The organism is Sphingobacteriaceae bacterium (assembly GCA_002319075.1).
Lineage (GTDB): Bacteria > Bacteroidota > Bacteroidia > B-17B0 > Aurantibacillaceae > Aurantibacillus.
The window spans coordinates 4,512,673-4,537,962 of record NVQB01000001.1 but is presented as its reverse complement, the minus strand read 5'-3'; the positions used below and the strand labels follow the sequence as shown (position 1 = coordinate 4,537,962).

Here is a 25,290-nt window from a genome sequence, read left to right as displayed (position 1 = left end):
CCACAAAATTTTCACCAAACATTGTTATCTTATATACAGTACAAGCATCGGCTGAAAGTAACTTAATAAAACTATGACGATTGTTAGTTTAATTTTCATATTAATGTTTACGTGTTATAAATTGTCTCATTGATCCAATGAAACCCTCTGTTTATTAAAGGGTAGTCACCATAGGTTTTTTTACTAAAAAAAGCCGTTACCCTTTTTCCTTTCCATATACCTGTGAGCTGAAACCTTCCGTCATTTTCAGCATAGTTGAGTCTGTATTTTATTTCAGCTTTGTCTAATGGCGAAAATGTGATAGTCCTGGCAATGCTATCCACCGCGATATTAAACCTCTCTACGCTATCCGTCATCTTTGTTACTTTTGAGAAACTCTGAGAAATTATTATACTTTTCCATCGAATTGAATCGGAAGTAAGTGGCGGCACAGTATCATTTTCAATTACAAACTTATCGGTATAGTACGCTCCATTAATTCTACTTTGAGCAGCGTAAGGCCCTGAGGTAAAGGAATAATTTAAAAAAATAGTGAAGCAAAAAACTGTATAACCTACAATTACTAGTGCCTTCAAAATAAACCTGGCAGTTTTGTGTTTGGTTTCCAAACTCACGATGACAGGCAATTGTGCAGGCAGACGTAAAATAAAGAATGCGTATAGAGATTTTAAATCTGGAATGGCTAGAAATACCGTTATAAGGACAAGATGCGAGGAAAATAATTTAACCGGAACATCATAACAAAAGTTGATTAAGACAACATTGATCATGATAACAGTAGTTAAAAGCAAACCAACTGTTTGTGTTCGCTTAAATAAAATTAGATAACCCGAAAAAATTTGTGAGCAACCAATAAAAATAGTATATGGCTTTGAAACTCCCATAAAAGTCCATAGTAGACCCATCGGAGATGAGTTACCAAATGTCTGTTCAAGTTTTCCATAGGATGGCATGCTAAATTGCCCCTCGCAAAGTTTGGCTATTCCATAATTAATCATGAAAAGTCCAACGTAATATTTAGCATATAAAAACGTAACGTTTCTTAGCCGTTGAATCGGAAATTTGTTTTTTAATGTCAGCAAATAGATTAGACCTGAGAAAATAGACAAAAGTAATAGAGTGCCAATTCTCACATAATCAAAAGTTGTATCTCCGCTATGGCTCGATTTTTTTGCAAGTAAGGTTAAACCGAACAATGCTTCTCCTACAAAAAATATTACTGGGTCGAAAATTCCACCGAAAAAATTCTCCAGCGGGAACGGGAACATGTACAGAAATAAATAAATTAAACCGGAAATCTGGAAAAATCTCTTCATGCTTGGGATATTGTCCGATAAAAATAGGCTTCTTGATAATACATGGATTTACCGTCTAACACTAAATTCTTAAAAATAACTTTTTTTCTGGATTTAAAGCGAATACGGGGCCATCATAACCCGAAGTAACGATACAGTAAGTTACTATTTGGTTGGTTCGCAGCGTTTCTCGGACACTAAGTCCGAAACCCTCACTGCCAAAGGCCAAAATTTGACCTTTCTCCTTTTTCTTAATGAAATAAATACCCTTCTAGAATAGAACAGTAAGTACCTCAGAATAAATAAGATTAATTAAAACAAAACTTAATGCAAGCGTTTCGAACGAAAAAACCCTTGATAATATTACTTATCAAGGGTTTTTCTTGCTTTGGTAGCGGGAGATGGATTAGCTTCGCTGATCCTTAGGGAAGGGCTTTACCAAATGAAACCTTTCAGCGAAGCTGAAAGGTTTCATTTGGTAGCCCCTCCGATACAAATTTCGAACGAGTTGCTAGAAGATACGCGGTTTCTTGCTCAATTATGGGATGTGTATGGCAATATTTTGATAAGTCAAGCTTAGCCATGAACATTATTAATTTCCTTGTCGAGAAAAATTGGATACACTTACAGGGGGATGGATAACGCAGTTGTTTTAATTGAAATATTTATTCCCTAAAATCAGGCTATCTCTGTCAACCTCTTGCAACAATTCATCATCGCTTTCAATAAGCGGATCATACCAGTTTACTTTTTTCTCCGCCCATTCGAGATATTTTTGGTTATCGCCGCTTTTACTTATGCTCTTCAGATCCGATAGATAGTTCCGAATAAACATAGCTTCGTGCCAACGTCTTGCATTTTTCAGCAATGTTTTAAACTCAACTAACTCTTTTTCCTTTCTATGCATCAATTCCTGCTCGATTTTTCGTTTTTCTTCGTCAATAGATTGCTGCGCTCTTCTCCGCTCAGTCGCATGCCTTTCTTCTTCGCCTTTGATTTCTAGCTTGGCAATAATTCTGGCAATCTGATTTTCTAAAAGCACAGTTCCGTCCTTCCATTCAACATTTCGCCAACTGATCTTCGCGATAAAAGCCAGTTTCCCGGTGGGAACATAATCATACTCTTGCCAACTGTAATTGCTCGGCTTCGGAACTCTTTTTATTTTTTCTCTCAGATTAACTTCAAATTCCTCACCAAAAACAACAATAAAAGTCAGATTGTTTTTCAATACTACCTGATGCCCCCGTTGGATGAACGCTTTGATTAAGGTATCCATAATTCTAAAGGCTCTCGGCATGTTACTTTTACTCGCTATGATCCGCAAGCTTTCGCCCGAAGTCCTTGACATATTACCCCTTTGGTACCCGGAGTTATGACGTATGTTCTGCTGCGCTCCTGATATTAGTTTATGCGGCTTAGAGAGTTTTTCCGGCACATTGAGATATATTGTTGAATCTTTTTCAATTTCCAGAATTATCTTCTTTTCCGGAGCTAGTAAGCTCATACAGTTTTCCCTTCCGTTTTCTCTAACATTAAGTTCAATTTCTTCCGGGCCATTAAATTCTGGTAGCTTTACTAAAATTACTCCTTTATGGGCTTTCAGTTTCTCCCAGTGACCGACCCTTGGAGTTGGAATGTCCATGTCCTTACAAATTTTCCGAACCTGTGTATATGTGAGATTATAGTGTTTAAGAATGGATGTCAGTGGTGTTGACCAAAGAAGGGCGTAAAATTCTTTTCTTGTTATCATTTTTAAATCAATAGGGTTTTTAAATGAAAATTATACTTCTGTTTCGTTTAATACTCGTTTTTTCTTAGGTTATCAAAGTATATAAATTATTGGATATCAGTCGCCTCTGGCATCAAATTAGCACAACTAATTGGAAATTAGTATCTTTGTAATATGTTAGCCACTGCCAAAAACATTGATGTGTTCTGTCTTCAAATGAAAAACCATTTTGAAGAGCTTGATCATCCTTTGCAAAAAGAAGTGTCTGGCTTATTAGATTCAATAAAAAGAATAGTTGGTTCAAGCAGCCCTATAAAAAAGCATGTCATCAGCGCTTTACCGCAAATTTTTAACCTTAGAATTAAGGGTATGATTTGGCTGATTGAAGAAGGTGAATTAGATTTTTCCAATATAATTGACGAAGTATATCCGCAAATTGAAAAATTGAAAAATAATCCTCGTCTTGAAATACTGGCGGAAAATATTCTATTTGCTCTGCGGTGTAATAAAAAAGTAGTGGAAAAACTCAGTACTATTGAAGGTTTCTCTGAAGAATCAGTAGGTAAAAGCGTGTCGCAGTTATCCTCAATAACATATGAGCAATTTGTTACTGGAATTGCCCTTAGTATACCTGATGCGGAGGCAACTCAGAAGTTTCTTGACTGGATTAATAGCTCACTCTTCATTGAATTTGTTGCAACTGCAGCCGTGATCATTGATGAAGAAAATGTTCAGGCTTCACCAGAAAACATAAACGAACTCGCATTTCTCATTTCTGATGCTGCGCAGGAATATATTGCACTTGCCACAGAACTAGGTTTATTAAAAACTGAATCCACTCCAAATTCCCGTTCTCAATTAAATTTTGACAGTACTTTTGTTTTACAGCAAAAAGCCATAGCTGATGAGGGGTTCAATGCTCAAGATTGGCCAGCTGCATGAGAAAGGACTTTTTAAAGGGGGAAATAGTTAATGTAGACCTGGGTCTTCCGCCCACTTCGATTAAAGGACACGAACAGGCGAAACTTCGGCCCTGCGTGGTTATCAAAAGTTTTTCGAGTATGCAATTAGCGGTCGTACTACCTGTTACAGGGTCAAGTCCACCCTCACACTTATATACATATGTGCTTGTTCCAGCAGGTGAAGCTGGTTTAACAAAAGATTCATTTGTGCTTTGCCATCAAATTCGCACCGTTTCTTTTGATAGAATCCAAAAGTCTATTGGGAAATTAGGAACAAAAGATTTTCTTAAAATTAAAGCGGTGCTTTCTGACACCCTAGAGTTGTGAACCATTTTTATACTACATAAAATGGCTTAAAATGTTTTTCCAGTTTTTTCTCTGTTACCCCAACTAGCTTAAAGCCTATTTTAACAACTTTTCGAAGGTTGTTTTCAAGTAAAGCTACTATTCGTTTGGGTTACTTAGTTTTTATCGACCATTTTCGGCTGTGCCGAATGTAAGTGATAAACTAACTTGATTCTGTTTAATTGTCTCTTCGAGTATCATTAAAAAAGATTTATTAAATTCCGAGTCTACCATTTTACTCACCCTACATAATACGTAAAGTGCTGCAAATTATAAAGTCTACACTTAGTTTTTTTTTAAAAATGACTTCTAAAAAGTGGTTCAATTAATTCTATATAATTTCTGTAAGTAAATTAGATTAATCAATAATCACAGGTTGATAATTGAGAATACCAACGAAACCACCATCACAAAATGCTGCATTATTTGCTAAGGCACTTAGTAATACTGTTCGCCAGTCATTGAGACCGAATCTGTTTTGGTGTTGCCTTGCTGTTCTGGACAATAATATTCGAATATTATCCGCATTGTTATGTGCAGCATAAGCCTCGTTTAAACTTTCGCAAGCTGAAAATAAAAATGTATTTACTTCTCGCTTTAGTCTCTGGTCTAAGTTCACCCGGCGGATCTGAAAACTAAGTTTATGAAAAACTTCGTCGAGCATTGATGCAGATTGTATAATTGAGAAGGTAGTTTGAAGTGTATTACCGGAAATCGTAACTATTACATTAAGGAACTGTTCTGCTTGCGGAACATCGTCATAATAAACATGAATAAATCTCTCTAGCGGATTTTCTCCCGTAACAGTGCGTTTCTTGTTATTGCATTTATGGCAAATGGGGACAAGGTTGCGGCTGTAGGTAGCTAAAGCGTGATAGACAGATCTAGGAAGATGGTGATCAAGTTCGTCAGCAGCTGAGATACCGCAACACGGGCACCTGTCAGATGAAAGTAACAGTCTGGACCGAAGATCAGAAAGTCGGCGTTTCTCCTGAATTTCATCGTAGGCGTCATGAATTGCATCTTTCGATCCGGGTAATAATGAATTCGCTAACAAGTCATCATGCGCAACACCTCTTAAATTATCATATCTTTCGAACGTAATTTCGACTGTTCTCCATTCGGCAGCCGTAAGACTATGTTTTGGTTCACCCCCTACATAAGTTAGCCCTACAAAAAGTTCAGGTATGGCATCTGTATTATCTGGCAACTGAACTTTCCACATATTTTAGTTTTGGCGTTCGGATAGTTTACTTAAAACGAAAGCTCTCGCTTGCATACTCAGATTTCCATCGAAAAGTGATTCTATTTCAGCAAGTATTTTTTCCTTGTTAAAATTCTTTTCTCGATAAGTGTAAGTTGCAACAATATTTTCTAAAACCTCATGGTAATCGGTAATGTCTGTCGATAAACCGAAAACATGCGATGTTATTATTCCAATATTCTCACCGAAAGTTTGAATGCTCGGTTTATTGATTTTAAGAAAATCTCCTTCTCTCCTTATTATAAAAACATGTTTAGATAGTGTCTCCTGAACTACCACTGGTGAATGAGTAGCGACAATCATGAAACCGTTCATTTCCACTATCACATTCCTGAGTGCTTTCATTAATACTGCAAGAAGGGGTGGATGTAAATGATTCTCGGGTTCATCAAACAGCAAAAGGCTTCGTGGCTGAATATACCACACCACACTAATCAAGGAATGAAGCACAAATTTGTGCCCTGTGCTTAATTCATTAAAAAAATCAATCGCTTTCTTACCCAAATCAAAAATATCTAAAGGTATGGCAGAGTTCATTGAAGATTCCTCAATTAAAATATTAAATACTCTTTCCAGATTTTCACGGCGATTAGAGTTTTTAATTCCTTCAAGACAAGTAAAAAACTCGACGCCCAATTGATGACTAGATTTCAGGACTGTATCCATCTGCCTGTCCTTAAGTATATCTGCGACGGATAGTCGGCCATCCGGGTCCGGATGAAAAAAGGGCAATTGAGACTTTAATTCTGCTGCAATATCCCGGACACCACAAAAAATATACCGTCCCTCGCCCATTTTTACATCTTTGGCGATTTGTTCTTTTTCTTGAATATGAATACCGGGCACATGAAAACTGTCAAATGCGTTGTAAGCCAGATTAATAATTCTTGGGAACCCCAAGCCCACAGGTGTCAATTCTCCAACTTGTTTTAAACCGCTAGTTTTCCGGTCTGTTGTAGAGGCGAAGACAATTCGAGACATTTTTGCTAGAAATGAACTTTTACCGGAGCCATTGCGACCAATTAGGACGGCAATGCGATTTGGCAAGCTTTCTGAAAATCCATATTCAGGAGAGTCAAAATCAAAGGTTATTGGCTGCTCCATTCCGCTAGTCTTGAATGTAAAATGTAAATCTAAACTAGGTAATTTGTGAAATTCCCGCGAAATTAACATCGGAGCTAAGGCAAAAATATCATCATTAGCAGCAAAATCTCGCATAAGACTGGCACGTAGACCCTTTTCAGCACTAAAATCTTCCCGAATTTCTAAATTTAAAGCGATGTCTCTCAGAGACTCAATCAATTGATTTCTGATATTAACTTCTAGTTCCGCAATACGTTGGTAATAGTCGAGTGATTGACCTAAAGAGCAATAGTTTGCCGGGAGAGCTTCCAACAATCCACCACGGAGTTGAAGTTGATCACCCTCTTTCTGATTTCTCTTTAAAATCTTCACCAAACCAATCAAACCGGGAGTCCGATCTTTGGTGAATCTTCCAGACACGTAGAGTTGATAACTAGTTTTAAAATGAAAATCGTCCCAGTTATCGTGAACAAGATAAAAGTATACTCTATTATCTTGGGACTCTCGAGGGGTACCCTTTTCTTCTATTACCTGGATCAGCATTAACTAAATTATTTTTTATTTTTTTGCATTACCATCTTTGCCTTTTGGAATCAAAGGTGGATCTGCGGCAAGAATATCAAATTCATCCGAATCGAATGTCACCGAATATACTCCCATAATCCCTTCTTGTACAACACTCTCGTAAAGGGAAAAATATGGTTCAATCTCTTCGAAATTTCCAATTCTATCTGTTAAGTAATTTGCCAAAACACGATCAGGCAAAATAAGAATACCTCCAATGATACTCTTCTGTTGAATGCCAATAGCGATCTTATTAAGTGCGCGGTGAGAAGATGATATATTTCCGGTTTCCCACTCTACAACAAAAATTCCAGCGGAGGTTTTTTTTAGCACGTCTACCGGCCCTGGGTTTATCCCACTTGTAAACGCCATTCTTTGTTCTGGAAGCCAGCCTTTGCTAACTAGGTACTTTACAAAATTCGATTTAATTGGAACAACACCGTTACCTCTACGTACTGGTTTTATGTGAAATCTTGATTCATGTCCCCACGTTACAGCCATTATTGCTGCATCTAGTTCTTCCAGTATAACTTTAAACTCCGGTTCTTCAAAGAACTTACAGCCACGAGCAAATATTATCTTCTTATTTGCTTGCATTTTGCTTCTCGATAAGTTGAACGATTTTACTCGGCGCTACTTCAAGAGCATTTGCCAGACTAAACAAAGTCGATAAAGTGGGTTGTCGTAAACCCCTTTCTAAAAGCGAAACATAGGTTCTGTCAAGCCCAGAAAGTTCAGCTAAGTGTTCTTGACTAAACCCTTTTTCTGTTCTAAGCTCACGTAATATATCACCAAATACTTCCTCTGTCATTTTGCGGACTATTGTCTACAAATTTGTTAATAAAAAAACTGCTGCGCCACAGACTATAGTCTACAAAATGTTTATCTTTATCAGTCATGAAACATCCTCTCTTAAGTGCTTGCGGCATACCGATCGGCGATAAAAAGTCTTTGCAGGATTTTATCAATAAAACTGAGGTGAGCGCAGCGAGTTTGAAATATTACGACTCAAATGGAATCCTGCCATTCGACAATGATTTGAATCGTATTCTGGCTCATTTAAAAATAGATGAGACGACGTTTAAAATCAGAATGGGTATTTTCGATTACACGGTCAGGGAGTTTTTGGCTTCTAAGCATGGAGCGGTAAATACGGAAGCCGATAAAGCGCAAAAAAAGCATAAACTAGACCTGCAAAAACCAGCATTCAAAACAAGATTGGGAAAAATGTATAAGGGCGACTGCATAAGCCTACTACAATCACTTGAGACAGATTCCGTTGATATGGTTTTTGCTGATCCACCTTTTAACTTAAAGAAATTCTACTTATCAAGTATCGATGATGATTTACCACAGAATGAATATATTAGATGGACAGAGGAATGGCTAAATGACTGCATAAGAGTGTTGAAGCCTGGCGGAAGTCTTTTTATCTGGAATATTCCTAAATGGAACACATATTTTTCAAATTACTTAAACAGCAGATTGACATTTCGCCACTGGATTGCGACAGATATAAAATTTAGTCTTCCAATCTCTGGTCGCCTTTATCCTTCTCATTACTCACTTCTTTATTATGTCAAAGGAGAAAGGCCGAATACTTTTACACCAGACCGAATGCAAATGGAGCTCTGCCCCTCCTGTTACGTTGATCTTAAAGATTATGGTGGTTATAAAAATAAGATGAATCCCGACGGCATAAACTTAACAGATGTTTGGTACGACATTCCGCCCGTAAGACATAAAAAGTACAAAAGAAGATTGGAGGCAAATGAACTTTCAATTAAACTTTTAGATAGAATTATCGAAATGTCTACGAAGCCTGGCGACATTGTTTTTGATCCTTTCGGCGGATCAGGAACCACCTACGTTACTGCTGAGTTGAAAGGTAGGAAATGGATTGGTGCTGAACTAGGCCCCATAGACGCAATTGTTGAAAGGTTTGATATGTTAGTAGAAGAAAAACAGTTGCTCGACAAGTATCGCTCAAATTACAACAAACTTTTTCCGACAGAGATAAAACTCAAAAGAAAACAACTAAAGATGTGGACTGATGACAGTTTTAAATAAACCCTATAAATGAAAAAAGTTTTTGATTTTATTGAGTTTAAAGTTTACAAAACCAAATGGATAATTTTAAGTTCGATTCTTTTTGCAGCTATACTTTTTAGACCTAAACTAGAAAGTTGGGTGTCGCTAAAAATTGTAACACCGTATCTTTCACACATTCGCTCAAATATTATTCACGATATTTTGTTCCTTTCAATAATTATTTGTACGCTTGTTATTGGACTAAACAGATTGCGCAGAGGTTATCTTGTCGGTTCATTCAACTTCGCAGTTTATCTCGCACTTCTTTCAAGTTTTGTTTATTACCGGGCACTTAAATTTCCGTGGAGCTTTCATCGTTTTTACTCTTTGGACATTTATTATCTTGACGCGCTTTTTTTTCCTTTTCTTGTAGGAGTAACATTATTTTTAGTTAACATTTGCTCTATACATAAGTTTGTGGCATTCCTTAGTCGAAAGTTGTCGAATAAAAAGGGGTCAAAACACTTTACACCTTTCATTTTGGATGAAGCTTTGAAAGCACATGAAGATGACCTTTTAAATCGTCGTTCTGATGCGGAAGAATTAGTTAACCGGATGTTAGTTACAAATAGCGACCGTTCAATCGTGATCGGAATAAACGGAGAGTGGGGTTCTGGAAAAAGTTCCTTTACACAAATGATGAAGGATAAGTTGAATAATGATCGCCGAGCAGTAATTCTCGACTTTAATCCTTGGAGAGGGTACAGGCAAAGTGCGTTATACAACGATTTCTTTATTTGTTTAAGTGAAGCAGTAGGAAAGCAAAGTGATTTATTGCGTGTAGATCTTAAGAAGTATAGCGACACTTTGGCGAGTTCTAAAGATAACTTTTTGGAGTCTATCGTAAGTGTAGGTACTAATCTCTTCATCCCAGATTCTCTTGAAGAGCAACACGAAGAAATCAACCGCGCGCTAAGAAAAATCGATCGAAGTTTTATAGTTTTCATTGACGATTTGGATCGACTTGCATCAAATGAAATTGCCGATATTGTAAAACTTGTTAGGAATACGGCAGATTTTTACAATCTTAAATTCGTTCTTGCATATGATCGTGGCTATTTGTTAAGTGCACTTAAGACTATCAATGAATACAATTTCACCGCTTATCTTGAAAAAATAATTCTATATGAACATTCGCTGTCTCCCGTAGGTTCAACGGCAATCGAAGCAGCCATCTTAAAAATTTTAAGTGAAAACATAATACCTTCCGCTCTTCCAACAATTGATAAAATTAAACCGGTTTTTTCTAGAACCACGCATGTGAAGCATTTTTTAGTGAATCTTAGAGACGTTAAGAGATTCGCAAACAATTTTTTATCAACTTACAACAAAAGACACGAAGAAATTGATCTTACTGATTATATTAACTACTCGATCTTACAACTTCGCTATCCAACATTGTTAAGGCGACTATATTTTAGTCGAGAATCATTCTTCATTGAAACAGATAACGGTGTTAGTACCTTGACCGCAGTAAATGGAAAGCCTGAACAATTGATTCTATTTAATTACATCGAAGAAAATTCGAGCACCCTGCAAATAGATCTGGCTGATAAGCAAAAGTTATTTGAGTTACTTAGGACATTGTTCGTTGTTTCGCCTGTGCACTCTAAAGTTCCTATTAAGTCTATAAAACGTATAAATAATATTAATGCTTATTTCAGAGAAACAGACTCAGAAATAGATTTGAGTTATAGAGATTTTAGAATACTATTGAATAAAAGTCTATCCGAAGTTAATACAGAAATGACCGAGCTAGTCAACGGAGGGAAGAGACGGGCATTAGTTGAAAAATTTACTCACTTTAATACTACTGAAGACTGTAATTCAAAGGAAGATTTTGAAAAGGTCATCACAAGTATGTTTTACTTGGGCAATATTCCAAGCGGTTCAAAAAAAGAGTATCATGAATTTCCTTCAAGGGAACTATTCAATAAATTGTACTACCAGAAATCAATCGCTAATAAATTTTACGATGGACAGATTGTAGATTACAAGAATTTTTTGTTGCGTACTCTTGATTCAGCAAAGTTTCCCTATTACAATGAATCAGAGTTCCTAAGTTTTTTGTCCGGGACATTTAGTAGCGATTTCATTCTTGGTCAAACAGAAGTAGAAAAGTACCTTTTATACTATTTTCAAAAATACTGTAACGAAAGACAAGAATTTGAACAACTTTTTTGGGCCCTGTTTCACAACTGCATTGAAAAAGTTACTGGACCATCTGGGTCTCTAGAAAATAAAATATTAGATGGCGCGAGAAAAATTCAAATTGAGTTCGTGTTTAAGAACTCGAAAATATTAAAAGGTTATTTACAATCTATTACCAATATAGACCGAAGATCCGATGATAAACAATATAGTGTCAGTGGTATCGTGGATACTGTTTTTGGAAGTATTGAAAAATTTGTTTTAGAACTAAAAAAATCGAAATACAAGGAGCTCGATTTTGTCCAAGAATTTGTTGTTTTTGAGGACGCATTGAGGAGCTCCGGGAATTCTTACATTCCGTTCGTGTTTGCGAAATTGCAAATTAATTGATTAAATATTAATAATTCTCAAGCCCTTAGATCCAGTGTCTTTTATTCTATTCTTATAATAAAATAGAAAGGCGATTAGTATGTTGTCACTTTAGGGCTTACCACGTGGTACGTTTCTTTGAGGGTATTATCCTAGGATTGTTTTTGCCCCAGCCTCAACCATCTTTTCATTGCGTTAAACTCTTTCTGATTACTAATAATAAAAGTAACACCACCCTCCCAATCTTTTGTATTAACCTGGCTTCCAATCTTCGCCTTAATAAGTTTTTTTGCCTTTACTTTGGAATCGAATGTTACTCCCACTCTTAAATGCTGATTCATTACATAAAGATCAAATCCACCTATTGTTGTAAACGCTGAATTTCTAATTGCCGAAAACCGCCTGTATTGAGGTTGACCAACCTTCCCTTCTTTCAGGCAAAGCATAATAGCTTCCTTTATAAATTCTTTGGATGTTGCTCGTGAAACTTCTTTCCATTCAGTTTTCGAAGCTAATTTATATTCTTTAGAATTATTATCCTTCTTAAACGCTTCAACTCTTTTTGCCTTTGGATTTTTTAAAGGCTTAATATCTTTCATTAACTGCGCAGCTATCTTTATAGCTTTCTTTTTATCAATTTTAAAGTACTCTTTGTTTAAGTGATATTCACGCAGTTTATAATGAAGTGCTTTTTCAACCGATTGATTGTCATCCTCAATTTTATGCTTCCAAATTACAGAGTACTCGCCCATCGATCCAGTCTGACGCGAAAGTAGTTCTGCCCTTTCCTCCGCATTGTTCGCCTCGCCAACCTTAATCACATCTGTATTAATAGAATTAGCAAGAATATATACAAAACCTGCTTTGGTTTTCTTAATGTTTGAAGCCATGTATAAAAATACTAATTATTTTAATTTGCCATTGGCCAATGTTTTACGACGCATTTGCGGACACAAAGTCCGAAACACTGACTGCCAAAAGACAAAAGTAGCCATTTGACGTGAAATCCTTTCCTGACAAGAGATTCGTGGCACAGTGTATGATCCACATCGTACACAAAATTTAAAAATCATTAAAAAATGAAAACAACAAAAAACTCAGAAAGCAAAGTACTAGCTACAGTACAACAAAAAAACTATGTGATGATGGCGCCAAGCTCTTTGATCGTAGATGAAAAGAAAAACATCCGTGAAGAGTACGGGAACATCGAAGAACTAATGAACTCGATAGTTCAGAACGGAGTACGCAACCCTGTAAAAGCTTTTACCGATAAGGATGGTAAAATATATTTACGTGAGGGCTTCCGAAGAATGAGAGCGGTAAACCTTGCATTGAAAGAAGGCAAAAAAATAGAGCGCATTCCGGTGATACTTGATGAACGCAAAATGAGCGAGGAAGAGCGCACGTTGGAGTTCCTGATCAACAATGACGGCAAGCCATTCACAATGTTAGAACAATCGGAAGTGATTAAACAACTGATAAATTTCGGACTGAAGGTTACCGAGGTGGTGGCTCGGACGGGAAAAGCAAGAGGCTACATTGAAAACCTGATCTTATTAGCGAACGCCCCTGCAAAGATAAGGGACTACATCAAAAGCGGAAAGATCAGTGCACATGCCGTAATACAAATTATTCAAGCTATTAAAGGTGATGAAGCCAAAATGCTGGAGGAAGTTGAAGACGCCATCAAAGCCGCAAAGGAAGCAGGTAAAGAAAAAGCTACTCCTAAACACGTGAAGAACCAAAAAGTAAAAGGAGCATCGCACGGTAAATTTTACAAATTTGTAGAGGAGATTTTAAATATTATAGCAGGACAGAAAGCAACTTACAAAGAAAAGGAAGATGTAATTTCTTCTGTAATGGTTGCCTATGAAAACGGCCAACCTGCTAAGGATGTTGCCAAGCGCTACTTTATCGACAAAACGAAAGTTACTATAGAACCTTCTAAAGCTGTAAGTACCAAAAAATCTCCAGCGAAGACAGCGCCAAAAAAAGTAGCTGCTAAAAAAATAGCTAAGAAAAAATAACCAACGCCAAGGATAAATAGAAGCCCTGCCGTACCGCAGGGCTTTACTAGGTAATAAAGGTAGCTGATTTTATAGTCAACCCCGATGCATCATCTTCATTCCTTCCATTTCGTTAAATCCTACTTTATTGTAAAATTCGAACGGAAAGAATTCTGATGACGTAAAAAGAATAATTGCGTTGATATTAATTCGTTCTAACTCAGCTGTGAGAACGTTCATAAGTTCCCGTCCTATACCTTTGTGCTGCGCATCGAAGGAAACAAACATTTCTTTCAGGTAAAAGTAATCACCAGAAAAATAAGGTTCAATATTACCAACACAACAACCTAAAAGTTTGTCGTTTTCATATGCCATCCAACCCAGAAATTTAGGAGAGTTATAAAAGCACATCAATTTTTCGAGCGCTTTATCTTTCGTCCACTCATCATTCCACGGCTCTGAGTTGTAAGCGTTAACTAACACCTCGGCACAACTGGGCAGAGACTTGGGTGATTCAATCTTAATTATTGTTATTTTTTTCATTGTCGTAATTTTTAAAATTATTAATAGGAAAATCTTAGGTACAATAGCAACGGATGTGCATGAAAAAAAAGTCCGCCGGATGGCAGTTTTCAAAAATACCAAAGCAAAAAAATTACGCAGTCATGCTTCAAATCTAATTATTTTCTTTCAATCTTAAAAGTAAACCCTGCTCAAAGAGCAGGGCATTCATATCAATACGTCAAAGATCGTCGAATCCAAAAGCAGTAAAACGAATCCGGCATCAAAGGTAGAAAGCAAAAAAGGCTCCGTTGCCGGAACCTTCAGTTATTGACGTTATTGGCGGTTATTGAGCGTTATTGGCCTACTTAAATAGTTTAGAGCAACTGTATTTCATAAACAGATTTTCAAGCGCCGCAATATTCGCGGCGCTAAATTTATGTTGTTCGAAAAACGCTTTTCCTTTTTGCATAATAGAAAAAAGGGTGTAGCACTCCAGTTTACAAAGTTTATTGCGTAAAGGAGGAATTAGTGAAAGAACTATCTTGGGATCGTCAAATGTTTCCCGCAGCTTAATAGGAATTCCTTGGCTTAACTTGTCTTTAGTTACTGCCGCATTTAGCCGCTGCAGTTTGTGTAATGTGGAAATTAAAAGATGCTTACAATGCAGGGCTGAAATGTAGATTTTCAGATCGGCAATTTTGTAAGTGAAGGGTTGCCACTTTTTATTGAGAGCGGTCAGTTCCAGTGGACTTAAAATGGGTGTAAAAAGAACCTTTGCTGCCTTGGTTTTAAGAGAAGCAATATCTTTTGCGGTAATTAGGTCGCTTTTATTTTTCATAAAGTTGATTGGTTTGATTTAACAATCAGGATCAACCACTGAAAAATTATTTGGTAAAGCTTTCTATTTTACGTTTACAAATTTGTTCTGTTAAGTTCTTAAGTAATTGCACCCGCTCACTCAAATACTCCAAATCAGCTTTGCCAATGTTGTAATCCATGTTATAACGGGCTTCCACATAAGCTTTCCTCAAAAGCGTAAACCGGCGACGTTCTTCAATAGTTGCACGGGGGAACACTTTTCCGAATTCCATGTCAACCGCTTTTGCAAATCTGCTAAGAACTTCAATGTCGTGAGTTTTCGGCTTGTAGCCAGTAAACACCAATTGAATCGTGCCTAAGTATCGTTCTGTAGCTTGGTGTAATTGGAATGCGGCTCCCTTCAAATTTCCGTCACGCATCCCGTGTTCAAAAAAAGTATAAAAACCATCAGCGCTTTCAAACCAACCATCAAAATACTTTTGTGCTTTTTCTCTTTGTTCTTCCGCACTCTTCGGTTGCTTTTCGTCCAGCTGATAACGGTTAGAAGTGAAGATCTGCACACCATCCCTTTTTATTTCATCAAAAAAATAATTACCGTCGCGGAGTTCTTTATTTACAAAATCAATCCCATGAAAGATTGGATTCACAGGCGTAGGCAAATTAAGTTCTTCCAGTTTACCGCTTATGGAATTCGTCAGGCTGTCGCTATCCGCCTGAGCATTTTTTGTTGTGATTATTAGTAGATCGTAATCTGATTTGTATTCGTAAGTAATGCCCTTGTCCTCGTATTTATCTTCCACATAGTTACCCCGCGCATAGCTTCCAAACAGAATGATCATTTCGATCTCTCCATACCTGGGGATAATTGCATCCCGGATAGCTTTAAGCTCGGCCTGCTTGTGTTCCGGAAGATGGGTAAGGTCGGTTTTCATAAGGTTTGCAGAGCAAATATAAAAATTTGCTTCAGAATACTTATGTTATTATAAAAATGATTATAAGACTCCTTACAATTCTTTTGCAGACCCCCAACTACGATCCGGGAAAACGTCCTTGTTGGTTGTCATTGAAATCGTATTTTTAGAGGTATAAGTGGAAAAATAGAGCCTTCCAGATTTGTATTTTCATCTGAAGTTTTTTCTTTACATCCTAATGATAGCAATGAAAACATCACTATGCTAAATATTATTTTATTGTTCATTTGTTGCACAGGATTTATTTTGATTTTTCAAAAAATAAAAGAAGAACAACAAGTGACCTGCCTTTATAGAATGTTCCACTTATTTCAAATTTTGATTAAAGAATGTAGCTAACTTATCAAAGGGAATAACATCTACCTTATCATATAAATCTGTGTGAACTGCATTCGGAATGATCATTAGTTCTTTTGGCTCGTTTGCATCAGCAAAAGCTGTTTCGCTAAAATATAGTGAGTGTGCTTTTTCTCCTGCAATAATTAAAACCGGTCTGGGTGATATTTCTTTTATGTAGGTTAAGATAGGCATGTTCATAAACGATAAAGGCGTAGTTGATGTCCAGGAATTTCCAGAATTTACCGAACGCTTATGAAAACCTCGTGGCGTACGATAATAATCATAATACTCTTTTAAAAATTGTGGTTCATCACCTTTCAATGCTTTATTGCCCTCTGGTCCATAAGCAAATGTGCCATTTTCAGCATCTTTCCACCTCTGCTGCCCTAATTGTTTTAGAGTTTGGGTGCGTTGTTCTAAATTTACAGCATCATTATATCCTTTAGACATTACCCTTGTCATATCATACATATTAGAAGCAACAACAGCTTTTACTCGCTTGTCAACCGCTGTTGCGTTTAATGCAAAACCGCCAAAACCACAGATACCTATAATCCCAATTTTCTCTCTGTCCACATTTTTTTGAAGACCTATAAAATCTACAGCAGCACTAAAATCTTCCGTATTAATATCTGGAGAAGCCACATTACGAGGTTCACCACTACTTTCACCGGTATAAGAGGGGTCAAAAGCGATCGCAATAAATCCTCGTTCTGCCATTTGATTAGCATAGAGCCCTGACGACTGTTCTTTTACCGCGCCAAAAGGCCCGCTAATTGCCAGAGCAGGAAGTTTTTTTTCATCACTATTTTTAGGCATATATAAGTCACCAGAAAGTTCAATCCCATAACGGTTCTTAAATTTAACTTTTTGACGGGTTACTTTATCACTTAACGTAAAAGTGTAATGCTCTTCTTTATTCATTTTTTCAGATTTTGATTTTACATTTTGTGCAGATGTGCTCCCTACTATTAGAAACGCCACTGCAATTACCAAAGCTTTTTTCATTTACTTGTGTTTAAATTGTTTTTAAAATTTTTGCAGGAATTCCACCTACAATCGTATTACTGGGAACATCCTCCGATACTACTGCTCCTGCCGCAACAACTGAGTTTTCACCGATAGTTACTCCCTGCAAAATAGTTGCGTTAGCTCCAATCCACGCATTCTTTCTTATTATAATTTTACCTACAGTCAGCATCTGTCTATCTTTAATTCCTGTAGGGTGTCCTTCAGTTAATAGACTTACTTTAGGAGCGATCATCACATTATCCTCTATAACAATGCCACCTAAATCCAGGAATGTGCAATCAAAATTGATAAATACATTCTTTCCAATTTTGGTATGCTTTCCGTAATTTATTTGAAACGGAGGGAAAATCGTTGTCGTGGCATCAATAGAGGAACCTGTTATGTCGCTCAATAACTGATGAATTTCTTGTCGCGTGGCTGCCGCGTTCATCTGAATCAGGATCTTTCTGGTTTCATTACAACTCTCTATAATGCTGCTATAATGGGGATCAGTGAACGGAACCGACTGCCCGCTAAGTAGCCGCGTAAAAATATTTTTCTGAATTTCCATTTTTCTAACTTTCTAACACGAAGATCGGGAGATTAAATGCGTAATAAGTTACACTTTAAGAGCACATAATGTCACAAATGACTTATCTTTGTGAAAGTCTGTTAATCCATGAATAAGGAAACCTCGCCAAGAATACTGGTCTTAGAAGCGAACAGGAATATAAAATTTCCAGGGTATTTATCCCATCAGTTTCATACACATATTATTTGTCTGGCAGGAAAATTCAGTTTTACTTTTAATGACAGGCCATATACATGTGAAGGTGGAGGATTTGTTTTTTTCTTCGCGAACAGCAAATCCAGTGATTTCAGGTTTTCTAAGAATTTCAAAGCAAAAGTTCTGCTCGTTGAAATGAATTTTCTAAATGAGAATATTCCTGATCAAAAGCTGAGCATGGACGCTTTTTTATATTCCAGTCAGAATCCGGTGTTGCATTTAGACGACGAAAAGGATCAAGAAAAAGTCCTTTTGAATTTTCGATCTTTGAATGAGCGTTATTTAGAAAAGACTCATCGGTTCTATGAAGAAGTTTTACGACGTCAAATGCAGCTATTTATTCTTGACATGTGGCACACATTTGCAAACAATTATGAGCGTAGGAAGCGCTCAGTTCATAGCGGAACTTTATATGAAAGGTTTATGGAGTTGATGCTTGAGCACAGCACAAGGAACCGAGAAGTTAAGTTTTACGCAGATAAATTGAATATTACACCAAAGTATCTAAACTATGTTAGTAAGCAAAATACCGGAATCACAGCATCAGATTGGATTCAACGGCACACAATTGAAAGAATCAAAAGATTTCTTGAAAATGAGAAATTAAATATTTCGGAAATTGCAGACGAGATGAATTTCTCCACCCGGTCTTTTTTTACGAGATATGTAAAAAAGCTACTAGGGATGACACCGAGTGAATACAGGAATCGGTTGAAATAATAATCATGAACTGGAAAAATAATTTAGGAAACTGAAGTTTTGATGAGATCATATTCATAAAAAAAGGTCACCAATAGGTGACTTTATCTTCAATACCGGCCAATAACTGCCATTATCCTTCAAGTAGCGGGAGATGGATTAGCTTCGCTGATCCTTAGGGAAGGGCTTTACCAAATGAAACCAAGCCTTGCTGAAGGAGCAAGGCTTGGTTTTTTAATTTTCCATCTTCACCTGCAAGCTCGCTTGCGGCTTGATGTAAAATTAAAAAACCTTTCAGCGAAGCTGAAAGGTTTCCTTTGGTAGCGGGAGATGGATTCGAACCAACGACCTTTGGGTTATGAGCCCAACGAGCTACCCCTGCTCTATCCCGCACTATATCTTAAATTTTGTGATTTACAAACTTAGTGTGTCCCGAATTATAATTGAGGTATCAAATTCGGAGTGCAAATATACTACTAGTTTCGGTACTATGCAAATTAATTATTAACAATTCTGAAATTAGCCGGCACTTCGGGCAAACTTTTCCGAAGTAACTTTCTGCAAACTCACTTTAAACGCAGGGGTTTGCTTACAACGTCGGTGTCTAGCAGCTCCAATACCGAGTGACTCAGGCTTTTAATAGGATAAAAGGTTTTATTGATCTCTTGCTCAAAACTCAACTTTAAAACCAACAGGCGAATTCCTTGTTTCATTAACAGCGGCTCGGCGGCTAAGAGTAAATTGCTTTTTGTACTTTTTAAACTCACGCGCACTTCCTCACTTTCCTGCACAGCCGTGGCATTTTTACTTACATCCACGCACACTAAAATAGATTTAAACACAATGTGCGTCGCGCCTTTCGGGGCAACTATGTGTAGTTTAGGCTGCAAGCCTTTCACTGAAAAAGTCCCTGCAGCCATATCAAAAGTATAAGAGGCTTTTAAAACCTCAGCGAGTGCCAGCGACCCGTTAAAATTAAATCCCTTAAATAGATCTCTTGCTGCCTGTTGAGTTAAGCCCACTTCTATCGAACGTAAACCACGTTTCGATACGGTGTCCATATTTTTAATTTTGATGAAACTTTTAGTGAGCCGCCCGATCAACTGTGGATCACGCCTCGTACCAAGATACAAGGCCAATGCTCTTCGCACCTGACCAGCAGCTTTTCCGCAAGCTCCGAATTCCTTTCCATTCTCTCTCACGCGAACAAACCTTTTGTCTGTTTTCATTTTATCCGGGTCCGGTCCGCCCTTCTTGCGGGCCAGCCAGCCATACTTGCTGTTATAAAAAGTAATACCGTCTATCGTTCCGGTAAATTTTATAATGCCGTCTAATTTTGCCATGAGCTTAAAAAGTAGACTAAAGATAGCAATTAGCCCTGAACCCTCAAAATACCAGATAGCAGTACATTAGCAGGATATTGCCTCTATAATACCAGTATCCTGCCTGGTACCTTTAACACATCCACGTGAAACCACCTGCCCCGGTACTCTGCACATGCAAGACGATCTAAAGGCAGGGGTATTATGTTAACAGCTTTGCCATACCAGGTGATAAACAAGTCTCTCAGGCGACCTCACTCCCGTTCAGGCGCCCTTTATAACTCCTGAGCAGGACTAAAGGATGGCCAAACGCGCAGGGCAAGCCTCAAAAAAGGGAAAGGTGCAGTTTTTGGGGAACGATCTTGTCACTGCTGCACAGGAGTCTTAACACTGCTCTTAGTGCAGGATAACGATGCGCTTCACTGCCCTGGCCTGCTGGGTTTCGAGTGTTACAAGATAAACACCTTGCGGAAGCCCGGTTTTGATCAGAGAATTAAACTGCAAGTTTCTTTCAGCATAAACCACTCTGCCTGTAAGATCTGTAATAAAAATCCGAGCAGCATCTGACGCGTCACCCTTATTGAACAAAGTAAATTCACCGGCATTCGGATTGGGCGCTATGCTCCACGAAAGAGCTTCTTGTCTGGTTTCGCTCAGCCATGCCACCAGGCCTGGCTTCATTACGTTTATAAAAACAATTTTCGCTTCCTCTGTAGTTCTGTAAACACTGTAGGAGGTGCAACTGGTAGACACATCACCACAGGAGACTGTTACCGTCAGGCAAATACTGTACATACCTGCTGCTGCGTATTGGTGCGAAGTATAAAGCGTGTTTGAACTTGATCCATCTCCCCAGCTCCAGGTGGCAGCACTTACATTCCAGGGATATGTGGGAATAACATTCCATACCTGCGCGGTAGCTGTTGGCACCAATGAGAAATTAGAATTCGCTGTGCAGGCAATACCAGATATATTTACCGACTGAATTACACTGTCAGAACACATCAACATGCTGTTCGTGATTTTAAACTTCACCAGGTAAGCTCCTGTGTTTAAATACGTGTGAGTCGGGTTTTGAAAGGTAGAACTTGTCCCGTCACCGAAATCCCAGAAATAAGAAGCGTTTACACTCGAACTCATAGAGACATCGTTAAATGTGGCCTGACCACTCGTAATAGTATGAACGAAGGCAGGTGAAGCTCCAAGAACGACACTCACAGTTGCAACATTTATGCAGCCGTTATTGGAATCTTCTACAACCATGGTGTAGGTTCCTGAAGTGTTTGCCACAAACACCGTAGTGGATGAGCCGGAGCCTGCCGGACCCTGCCACTGTTGAACAATTACAGGCAAATTTTTGGGAAATATTCCCGGAGGAATAGCACTTGTACTTTGATTAGTTAATACAACCGTAGGTGTGCAAAAACTAAAATTGGGAGCATAAATCACAGCATTAGGTTTGTAAATGTTCTGGTAAATGAGTGTTGAGGACATGAACTCACAGGTATTGTTAGTTTTGGTTGCTACTAAAGTATAAGTGCCTAAAATACTCTGGCTGGGCGCTGCGAGGTTAACAGATGCATTCAGACTGTTTCCGTAAACAGGTCCGGAACCATTACTTGTGAGCCAATAACAAGAAACTCCCGAAACTGCATTTGTACTGAGCGTTACCGTCGGCACTGCACAACTGAGCACGTTGTTAGGCACCTGTATACTATTTGTGGGTGCAGCGTTATCGAGCGTAACAGTTGCGGAACTCCACGACTCACACAAACTAGTGTTATCTCTTACTACAATAGTCCACAAACCCGGTGTAGTTAAAGTTAGGGCTGCAACAGACCCCAATGGTCCCCCGGGGATTACTGACGAACTCCCGGGAGGCAGAAATGTATAACTAATCGGACCACCCGATATGGGAATTGTTTGAGCATTCACAATATTTATAATGCCAACGCTCTTTGTACCACAGCCCAAACTAAAGGAGTTGGGCGAAACCAGGTTGAAAGCTACACCACTTACCTGTACGTATACATTATTGATTGTAGTAACAAGCAACGAATTACTATTCGTGCCTGTTACATACAAAGTATATACTGTGCTGGCCAGTGGAGAAACAGTAAAAGAAGGGTTTGAAGAAACAAGTCCTCCCGGATTCAGTGAATAAGAAGCATTTGTGAGATTCTGACTATTCTGCGCGCTTATAACGGTAGTGGTACCGGCGCAAATAGAAATGGTCTGGGCTCCTGCCGGAAAAAACAGTAAAACAAGAAGCAGGCCTATTATGATTTTAAAAACTGTTGTCATGCTTATTTATAAGTTACCGCTATTGCAGCATTATCACTTTTAAACCAAACTTTGCGACCGCCACCCGACAATAATACATTAAAACGTAAAGTCAACAACCTTCCCGACTCGCCTCTTTCATTCTCTGCATAAGGCTCCGAACCAACAACTTCAAAATAACTTCCTGCGGGTTGCGTAATGCTATCAGATCTTAAAACTCTGTTTGCCTGATCTTTCCACTGAATTTTAACACCATTTAAAAACAGGTTACGTGTGCCCAGATCAGATAAGGTAATGTTTGCCGAGCACGAAGATGGATCATTTCCGGCAATGTGTATATAGTTTGTTTCACAGAAACGATTATCTGCATCCCATACCTTCACTGTTACCGGGTAACTACCTGTCCATTGGTAAGTGTGATCAGGAGATTTATCGCTGCTCACTGCCCCATCGCCAAAACTCCACTCAAATCTATATGGCGCTTTACCGCCCTGAATAACGGCTTTAAATGTTGAAGTCAAATTTTGAATCAGAGTGGCATTAACCTCACATGCAAAGTAGCCACTGGCATCCACATAAATTTTATTCACTACCCTGCTCTCGCAATTGTTTTTTGTCCGCACAGTTAAAGAAACGGTTTGCACTCCCGGCTGACCAAATTCGCAATTCATCTCCGTGCTTTCTGAACTTGCACCGGTACTGATATTCCAGTGAACCGCGGAAATTTCTTTATTAGAATTTGCCACAAGCTTTATGCTTTTCATTTTCTCGAGTCCCGGAATAAAAATGCGTGACCCTTTACCAAAAGAAGATTCAACCTCAACAGAAGATCCCGGGGCACGTGTTTTGGAATCTGATAATTCTACCTGCAAAGCGTTCGAGCAGGGATTACAATCAAACTTTCTAAGCTCTCCACTAAAAAGATATACGCTGTCCGTACGTTGTTTATAAGACGAATAGCAGTAGTATCCGTCTGCTCCTATTTTCAGATTTACAGGTTCTCCATCTACAGAACCTGTAACATAAATATCTTCTTTTTCTAACTGAACATTTTCCTCAGGGTATTTTCTTTTCCCGCAGGCAGCTGCAAGCAAACATAAAAGTAATATCCCCGACAATTTTAAGTTTTTCATCTTTTATCTTTTTTGAATGCAAAATAAATTAGCGAGAGTTTCAGTCCTGAATTTCTTTCCTTACCATCCACACCAAAAAACGCGTCTTGTTTAATGTCCGTAAGTCCCACAAGAACCTCAGCTTGCAACGCTAGCGAGTTTAAGAATTTTCTTCTGTAAAAGACCGCAACCTGGCTGTCGTACCAGGAGAATCCATCTGTATAGCCGCTTAGTTTCACAGTGCTGTAATTTTCCTTTACTCCTGGTTTTTCATCATAAGTAGTTACCTTAGAAACTACAGTTAAGAGATAAGCGAAATTAACCCCGCCACCAAAAGCATTTTTCTGATCCACAAAATAATGGAAGCGTAAAGGTGCCACGAGATAATGTAAGGTTGTTGGAGTAACTACTGTCACCTTACTTTGCTCTCCATATTTGTAAGTCGATACGCGGGACATCTTACTGCTGCTGCTTAAATTTCCAACTTGTAAATACTGAACACCAAAAGACAGAGCAGATTTTTTACCAAGACGATTCATATAATTAATTCCTGTTAAAGGAGAAACACTGCGCGCATCGCGTTGTTTAGCCCCTTTCCAACCATAGTAACCAACGGCACCAAGTTCGTAAAACAGTCCTTCGCCCGAAAGAGGAACGTACGAAGGCAAGAGTGTATCTGCAAATGCCATCTCAGCTGATGATTCTGAATCAGCAATAGCAACAGAAGAAGCATCTGTAGAATTGGGTTGAAGTTTTTCTTCATTTGCAGCGACTACATGGTTATTTTCACCTATATTCTGTTTTTGTTCCGCCACCAGGCTGCTTTGCGATTCCCCTTTTATGTGTTCTTCTTGTTTTTCTGCTTGAGTGGTTTTCTCTTGCTCTTCATTATTCACATTCTCAACGCTAGCAGAGTTGCTCTTGTTAGTGGCGCTGCTTTTCGCTTCAGAACCAGCATCAGACTGTTCTTCTGTCTTCACTGCTGATCCTGAGTTCGCCTCTACCAGATCGTCATCATTCTCTTGTATTAATCCGGGTTCAGGCGTTGCGGCTTCTTTAGCCGGCTCGACTTTTCGTTCAGGATAATTTTCTATTCCAGGAATTTGTTTTTCAACTTTATTAGTTGAAGCCGGGGATTTTACCAGGCCTGTTTCTTGTCCAGAACTGGCCTCTGTAGTTTTAGTTTCCACAGGTGTATTAAAAAATACGGAGCTCTTCTTTTTTAAATTATTTTCTTTAGGTTCAACAATTTTGATTTTGTTTCTTTTTTTTGAGTCGGCCATTTTCGGCTGAGGAAGCTCGGCGACAACTACCTCATGTTCTTCAAGACTATTTTGTGCTCCCTGCCGGGAAATGCCTGTTGCCAAATGTTTGGGCGTATCCTGGGGAGTCAGAATTTTAAAAAGTGTAACAGAAATACCAAGCAGGAATACTAAAATGAATGCCAGTTTTCTCCTCCTGCCATTTTTTCTTTGCTGGTCAAGATGAGCACTGGCACGCTCCCACTCATTCTCTGAGAAAGATGCCTCCTGGTTATCATAATACTCACGAAGAGTTTTCTTTAATTTATCTTCCTGCTTCATT

The 25,290-nt window shown here is 38.3% G+C and carries 23 protein-coding genes and 1 tRNA gene; 7 read left to right on the top strand and 17 right to left on the bottom strand.

The genetic code is table 11. The annotated features are described in order from the left end of the window. Window positions 1–107: 107 nt before the first annotated feature. Window positions 108–1,316 (bottom strand): hypothetical protein, encoded by a 1,209-nt coding sequence (locus CNR22_19660; GenBank protein ID PBQ33907.1) that lies wholly within the window; start codon window positions 1,314–1,316, stop codon window positions 108–110. Window positions 1,317–1,683: 367 nt separating this feature from the next. Here CNR22_19660 and CNR22_19655 point away from each other — a divergent pair, with 367 nt between their 5' ends. After that, window positions 1,684–1,875 (top strand): hypothetical protein, encoded by a 192-nt coding sequence (locus CNR22_19655; GenBank protein ID PBQ33906.1) that lies wholly within the window; start codon window positions 1,684–1,686, stop codon window positions 1,873–1,875. A 72-nt stretch (window positions 1,876–1,947) separates the two neighbouring features. Here CNR22_19655 and CNR22_19650 read toward each other — a convergent pair whose 3' ends face one another. Then, window positions 1,948–3,045 carry a hypothetical protein gene (locus CNR22_19650; protein PBQ33905.1) on the bottom strand — a complete coding sequence of 366 codons (1,098 nt, stop codon included), beginning with the start codon at window positions 3,043–3,045 and terminating at the stop codon, window positions 1,948–1,950. A 153-nt stretch (window positions 3,046–3,198) separates the two neighbouring features. Here CNR22_19650 and CNR22_19645 point away from each other — a divergent pair, with 153 nt between their 5' ends. Beyond that, entirely contained in the window at window positions 3,199–3,966 is a 768-nt protein-coding gene (locus tag CNR22_19645) for a hypothetical protein (GenBank protein ID PBQ33904.1), read from the top strand. After that, on the top strand, window positions 3,963–4,313 hold the full coding sequence (locus CNR22_19640; protein ID PBQ33903.1) for a growth inhibitor PemK: 351 nt from the start codon (window positions 3,963–3,965) through the stop codon (window positions 4,311–4,313). The genes CNR22_19645 and CNR22_19640 overlap by 4 nt, the downstream gene beginning before the upstream one ends. A gap of 376 nt (window positions 4,314–4,689) precedes the next feature. Here the strand turns inward: CNR22_19640 and CNR22_19635 are convergent, their stop codons facing one another. The 4 genes from CNR22_19635 to CNR22_19620 are packed head-to-tail and all read right to left on the bottom strand — an operon-like array spanning window position 4,690 to window position 8,053. Further along, window positions 4,690–5,556, bottom strand: a complete 867-nt coding sequence (locus CNR22_19635; GenBank protein PBQ33902.1) for a hypothetical protein — start codon at window positions 5,554–5,556, stop codon at window positions 4,690–4,692. A 3-nt stretch (window positions 5,557–5,559) separates the two neighbouring features. Continuing rightward, entirely contained in the window at window positions 5,560–7,221 is a 1,662-nt protein-coding gene (locus tag CNR22_19630; GenBank protein ID PBQ33901.1) for a hypothetical protein, read from the bottom strand. A 15-nt stretch (window positions 7,222–7,236) separates the two neighbouring features. Continuing rightward, entirely contained in the window at window positions 7,237–7,839 is a 603-nt protein-coding gene (locus CNR22_19625; protein PBQ33900.1) for a restriction endonuclease, read from the bottom strand. Next, window positions 7,826–8,053 carry a transcriptional regulator gene (locus CNR22_19620; GenBank protein ID PBQ33899.1) on the bottom strand — a complete coding sequence of 76 codons (228 nt, stop codon included), beginning with the start codon at window positions 8,051–8,053 and terminating at the stop codon, window positions 7,826–7,828. The genes CNR22_19625 and CNR22_19620 overlap by 14 nt, the downstream gene beginning before the upstream one ends. An 86-nt stretch (window positions 8,054–8,139) precedes the next feature. On the opposite strand from CNR22_19620, the gene CNR22_19615 reads away from it, so the two are divergent. Then, window positions 8,140–9,312: a site-specific DNA-methyltransferase gene (locus CNR22_19615; GenBank protein PBQ33898.1), complete on the top strand. Its 1,173-nt coding sequence runs from the start codon at window positions 8,140–8,142 to the stop codon at window positions 9,310–9,312. 9 nt (window positions 9,313–9,321) lie between these two features. After that, complete coding sequence (locus CNR22_19610) at window positions 9,322–11,874, top strand: hypothetical protein (GenBank protein ID PBQ33897.1); 2,553 nt, start codon at window positions 9,322–9,324, stop codon at window positions 11,872–11,874. A 131-nt stretch (window positions 11,875–12,005) separates the two neighbouring features. On the opposite strand, the gene CNR22_19605 is transcribed toward CNR22_19610, so the two are convergent. Continuing rightward, complete coding sequence (locus CNR22_19605; protein ID PBQ33896.1) at window positions 12,006–12,743, bottom strand: hypothetical protein; 738 nt, start codon at window positions 12,741–12,743, stop codon at window positions 12,006–12,008. A 189-nt stretch (window positions 12,744–12,932) separates the two neighbouring features. Between CNR22_19605 and CNR22_19600 the strand changes: the two genes are divergently transcribed. Continuing rightward, complete coding sequence (locus tag CNR22_19600; GenBank protein PBQ33895.1) at window positions 12,933–13,880, top strand: hypothetical protein; 948 nt, start codon at window positions 12,933–12,935, stop codon at window positions 13,878–13,880. Between the two features lie 75 nt (window positions 13,881–13,955). Here the strand turns inward: CNR22_19600 and CNR22_19595 are convergent, their stop codons facing one another. The 5 genes from CNR22_19595 to CNR22_19575 form a co-directional block, all read right to left on the bottom strand. Then, window positions 13,956–14,402: a GNAT family N-acetyltransferase gene (locus tag CNR22_19595; protein ID PBQ33894.1), complete on the bottom strand. Its 447-nt coding sequence runs from the start codon at window positions 14,400–14,402 to the stop codon at window positions 13,956–13,958. A 322-nt stretch (window positions 14,403–14,724) separates the two neighbouring features. Then, complete coding sequence (locus CNR22_19590; GenBank protein ID PBQ33893.1) at window positions 14,725–15,201, bottom strand: hypothetical protein; 477 nt, start codon at window positions 15,199–15,201, stop codon at window positions 14,725–14,727. A 46-nt stretch (window positions 15,202–15,247) separates the two neighbouring features. Continuing rightward, window positions 15,248–16,114 (bottom strand): hypothetical protein, encoded by an 867-nt coding sequence (locus tag CNR22_19585; protein ID PBQ33892.1) that lies wholly within the window; start codon window positions 16,112–16,114, stop codon window positions 15,248–15,250. 345 nt (window positions 16,115–16,459) lie between these two features. After that, on the bottom strand, window positions 16,460–17,500 hold the full coding sequence (locus CNR22_19580; GenBank protein PBQ33891.1) for a hypothetical protein: 1,041 nt from the start codon (window positions 17,498–17,500) through the stop codon (window positions 16,460–16,462). A 10-nt stretch (window positions 17,501–17,510) separates the two neighbouring features. After that, complete coding sequence (locus CNR22_19575) at window positions 17,511–18,074, bottom strand: acetyltransferase (GenBank protein PBQ33890.1); 564 nt, start codon at window positions 18,072–18,074, stop codon at window positions 17,511–17,513. 108 nt (window positions 18,075–18,182) lie between these two features. Here CNR22_19575 and CNR22_19570 point away from each other — a divergent pair, with 108 nt between their 5' ends. Beyond that, window positions 18,183–19,010 carry an AraC family transcriptional regulator gene (locus tag CNR22_19570; GenBank protein PBQ33889.1) on the top strand — a complete coding sequence of 276 codons (828 nt, stop codon included), beginning with the start codon at window positions 18,183–18,185 and terminating at the stop codon, window positions 19,008–19,010. A 297-nt stretch (window positions 19,011–19,307) separates the two neighbouring features. Here the strand turns inward: CNR22_19570 and CNR22_19565 are convergent. The 5 genes from CNR22_19565 to CNR22_19545 all read right to left on the bottom strand — a co-directional run bounded on the left by CNR22_19565 (window position 19,308) and on the right by CNR22_19545 (window position 25,289). Then, window positions 19,308–19,382, bottom strand: a tRNA-Met gene (locus CNR22_19565). Window positions 19,383–19,555: 173 nt separating this feature from the next. Continuing rightward, entirely contained in the window at window positions 19,556–20,332 is a 777-nt protein-coding gene (locus CNR22_19560; protein ID PBQ33888.1) for a hypothetical protein, read from the bottom strand. A 375-nt stretch (window positions 20,333–20,707) separates the two neighbouring features. Continuing rightward, window positions 20,708–22,615, bottom strand: a complete 1,908-nt coding sequence (locus CNR22_19555; protein PBQ33887.1) for a hypothetical protein — start codon at window positions 22,613–22,615, stop codon at window positions 20,708–20,710. Between the two features lie 2 nt (window positions 22,616–22,617). Next, on the bottom strand, window positions 22,618–23,727 hold the full coding sequence (locus tag CNR22_19550; GenBank protein PBQ33886.1) for a hypothetical protein: 1,110 nt from the start codon (window positions 23,725–23,727) through the stop codon (window positions 22,618–22,620). Next, window positions 23,724–25,289: a hypothetical protein gene (locus CNR22_19545; protein PBQ33885.1), complete on the bottom strand. Its 1,566-nt coding sequence runs from the start codon at window positions 25,287–25,289 to the stop codon at window positions 23,724–23,726. The genes CNR22_19550 and CNR22_19545 overlap by 4 nt, the downstream gene beginning before the upstream one ends. Window position 25,290 lies beyond the last annotated feature (1 nt).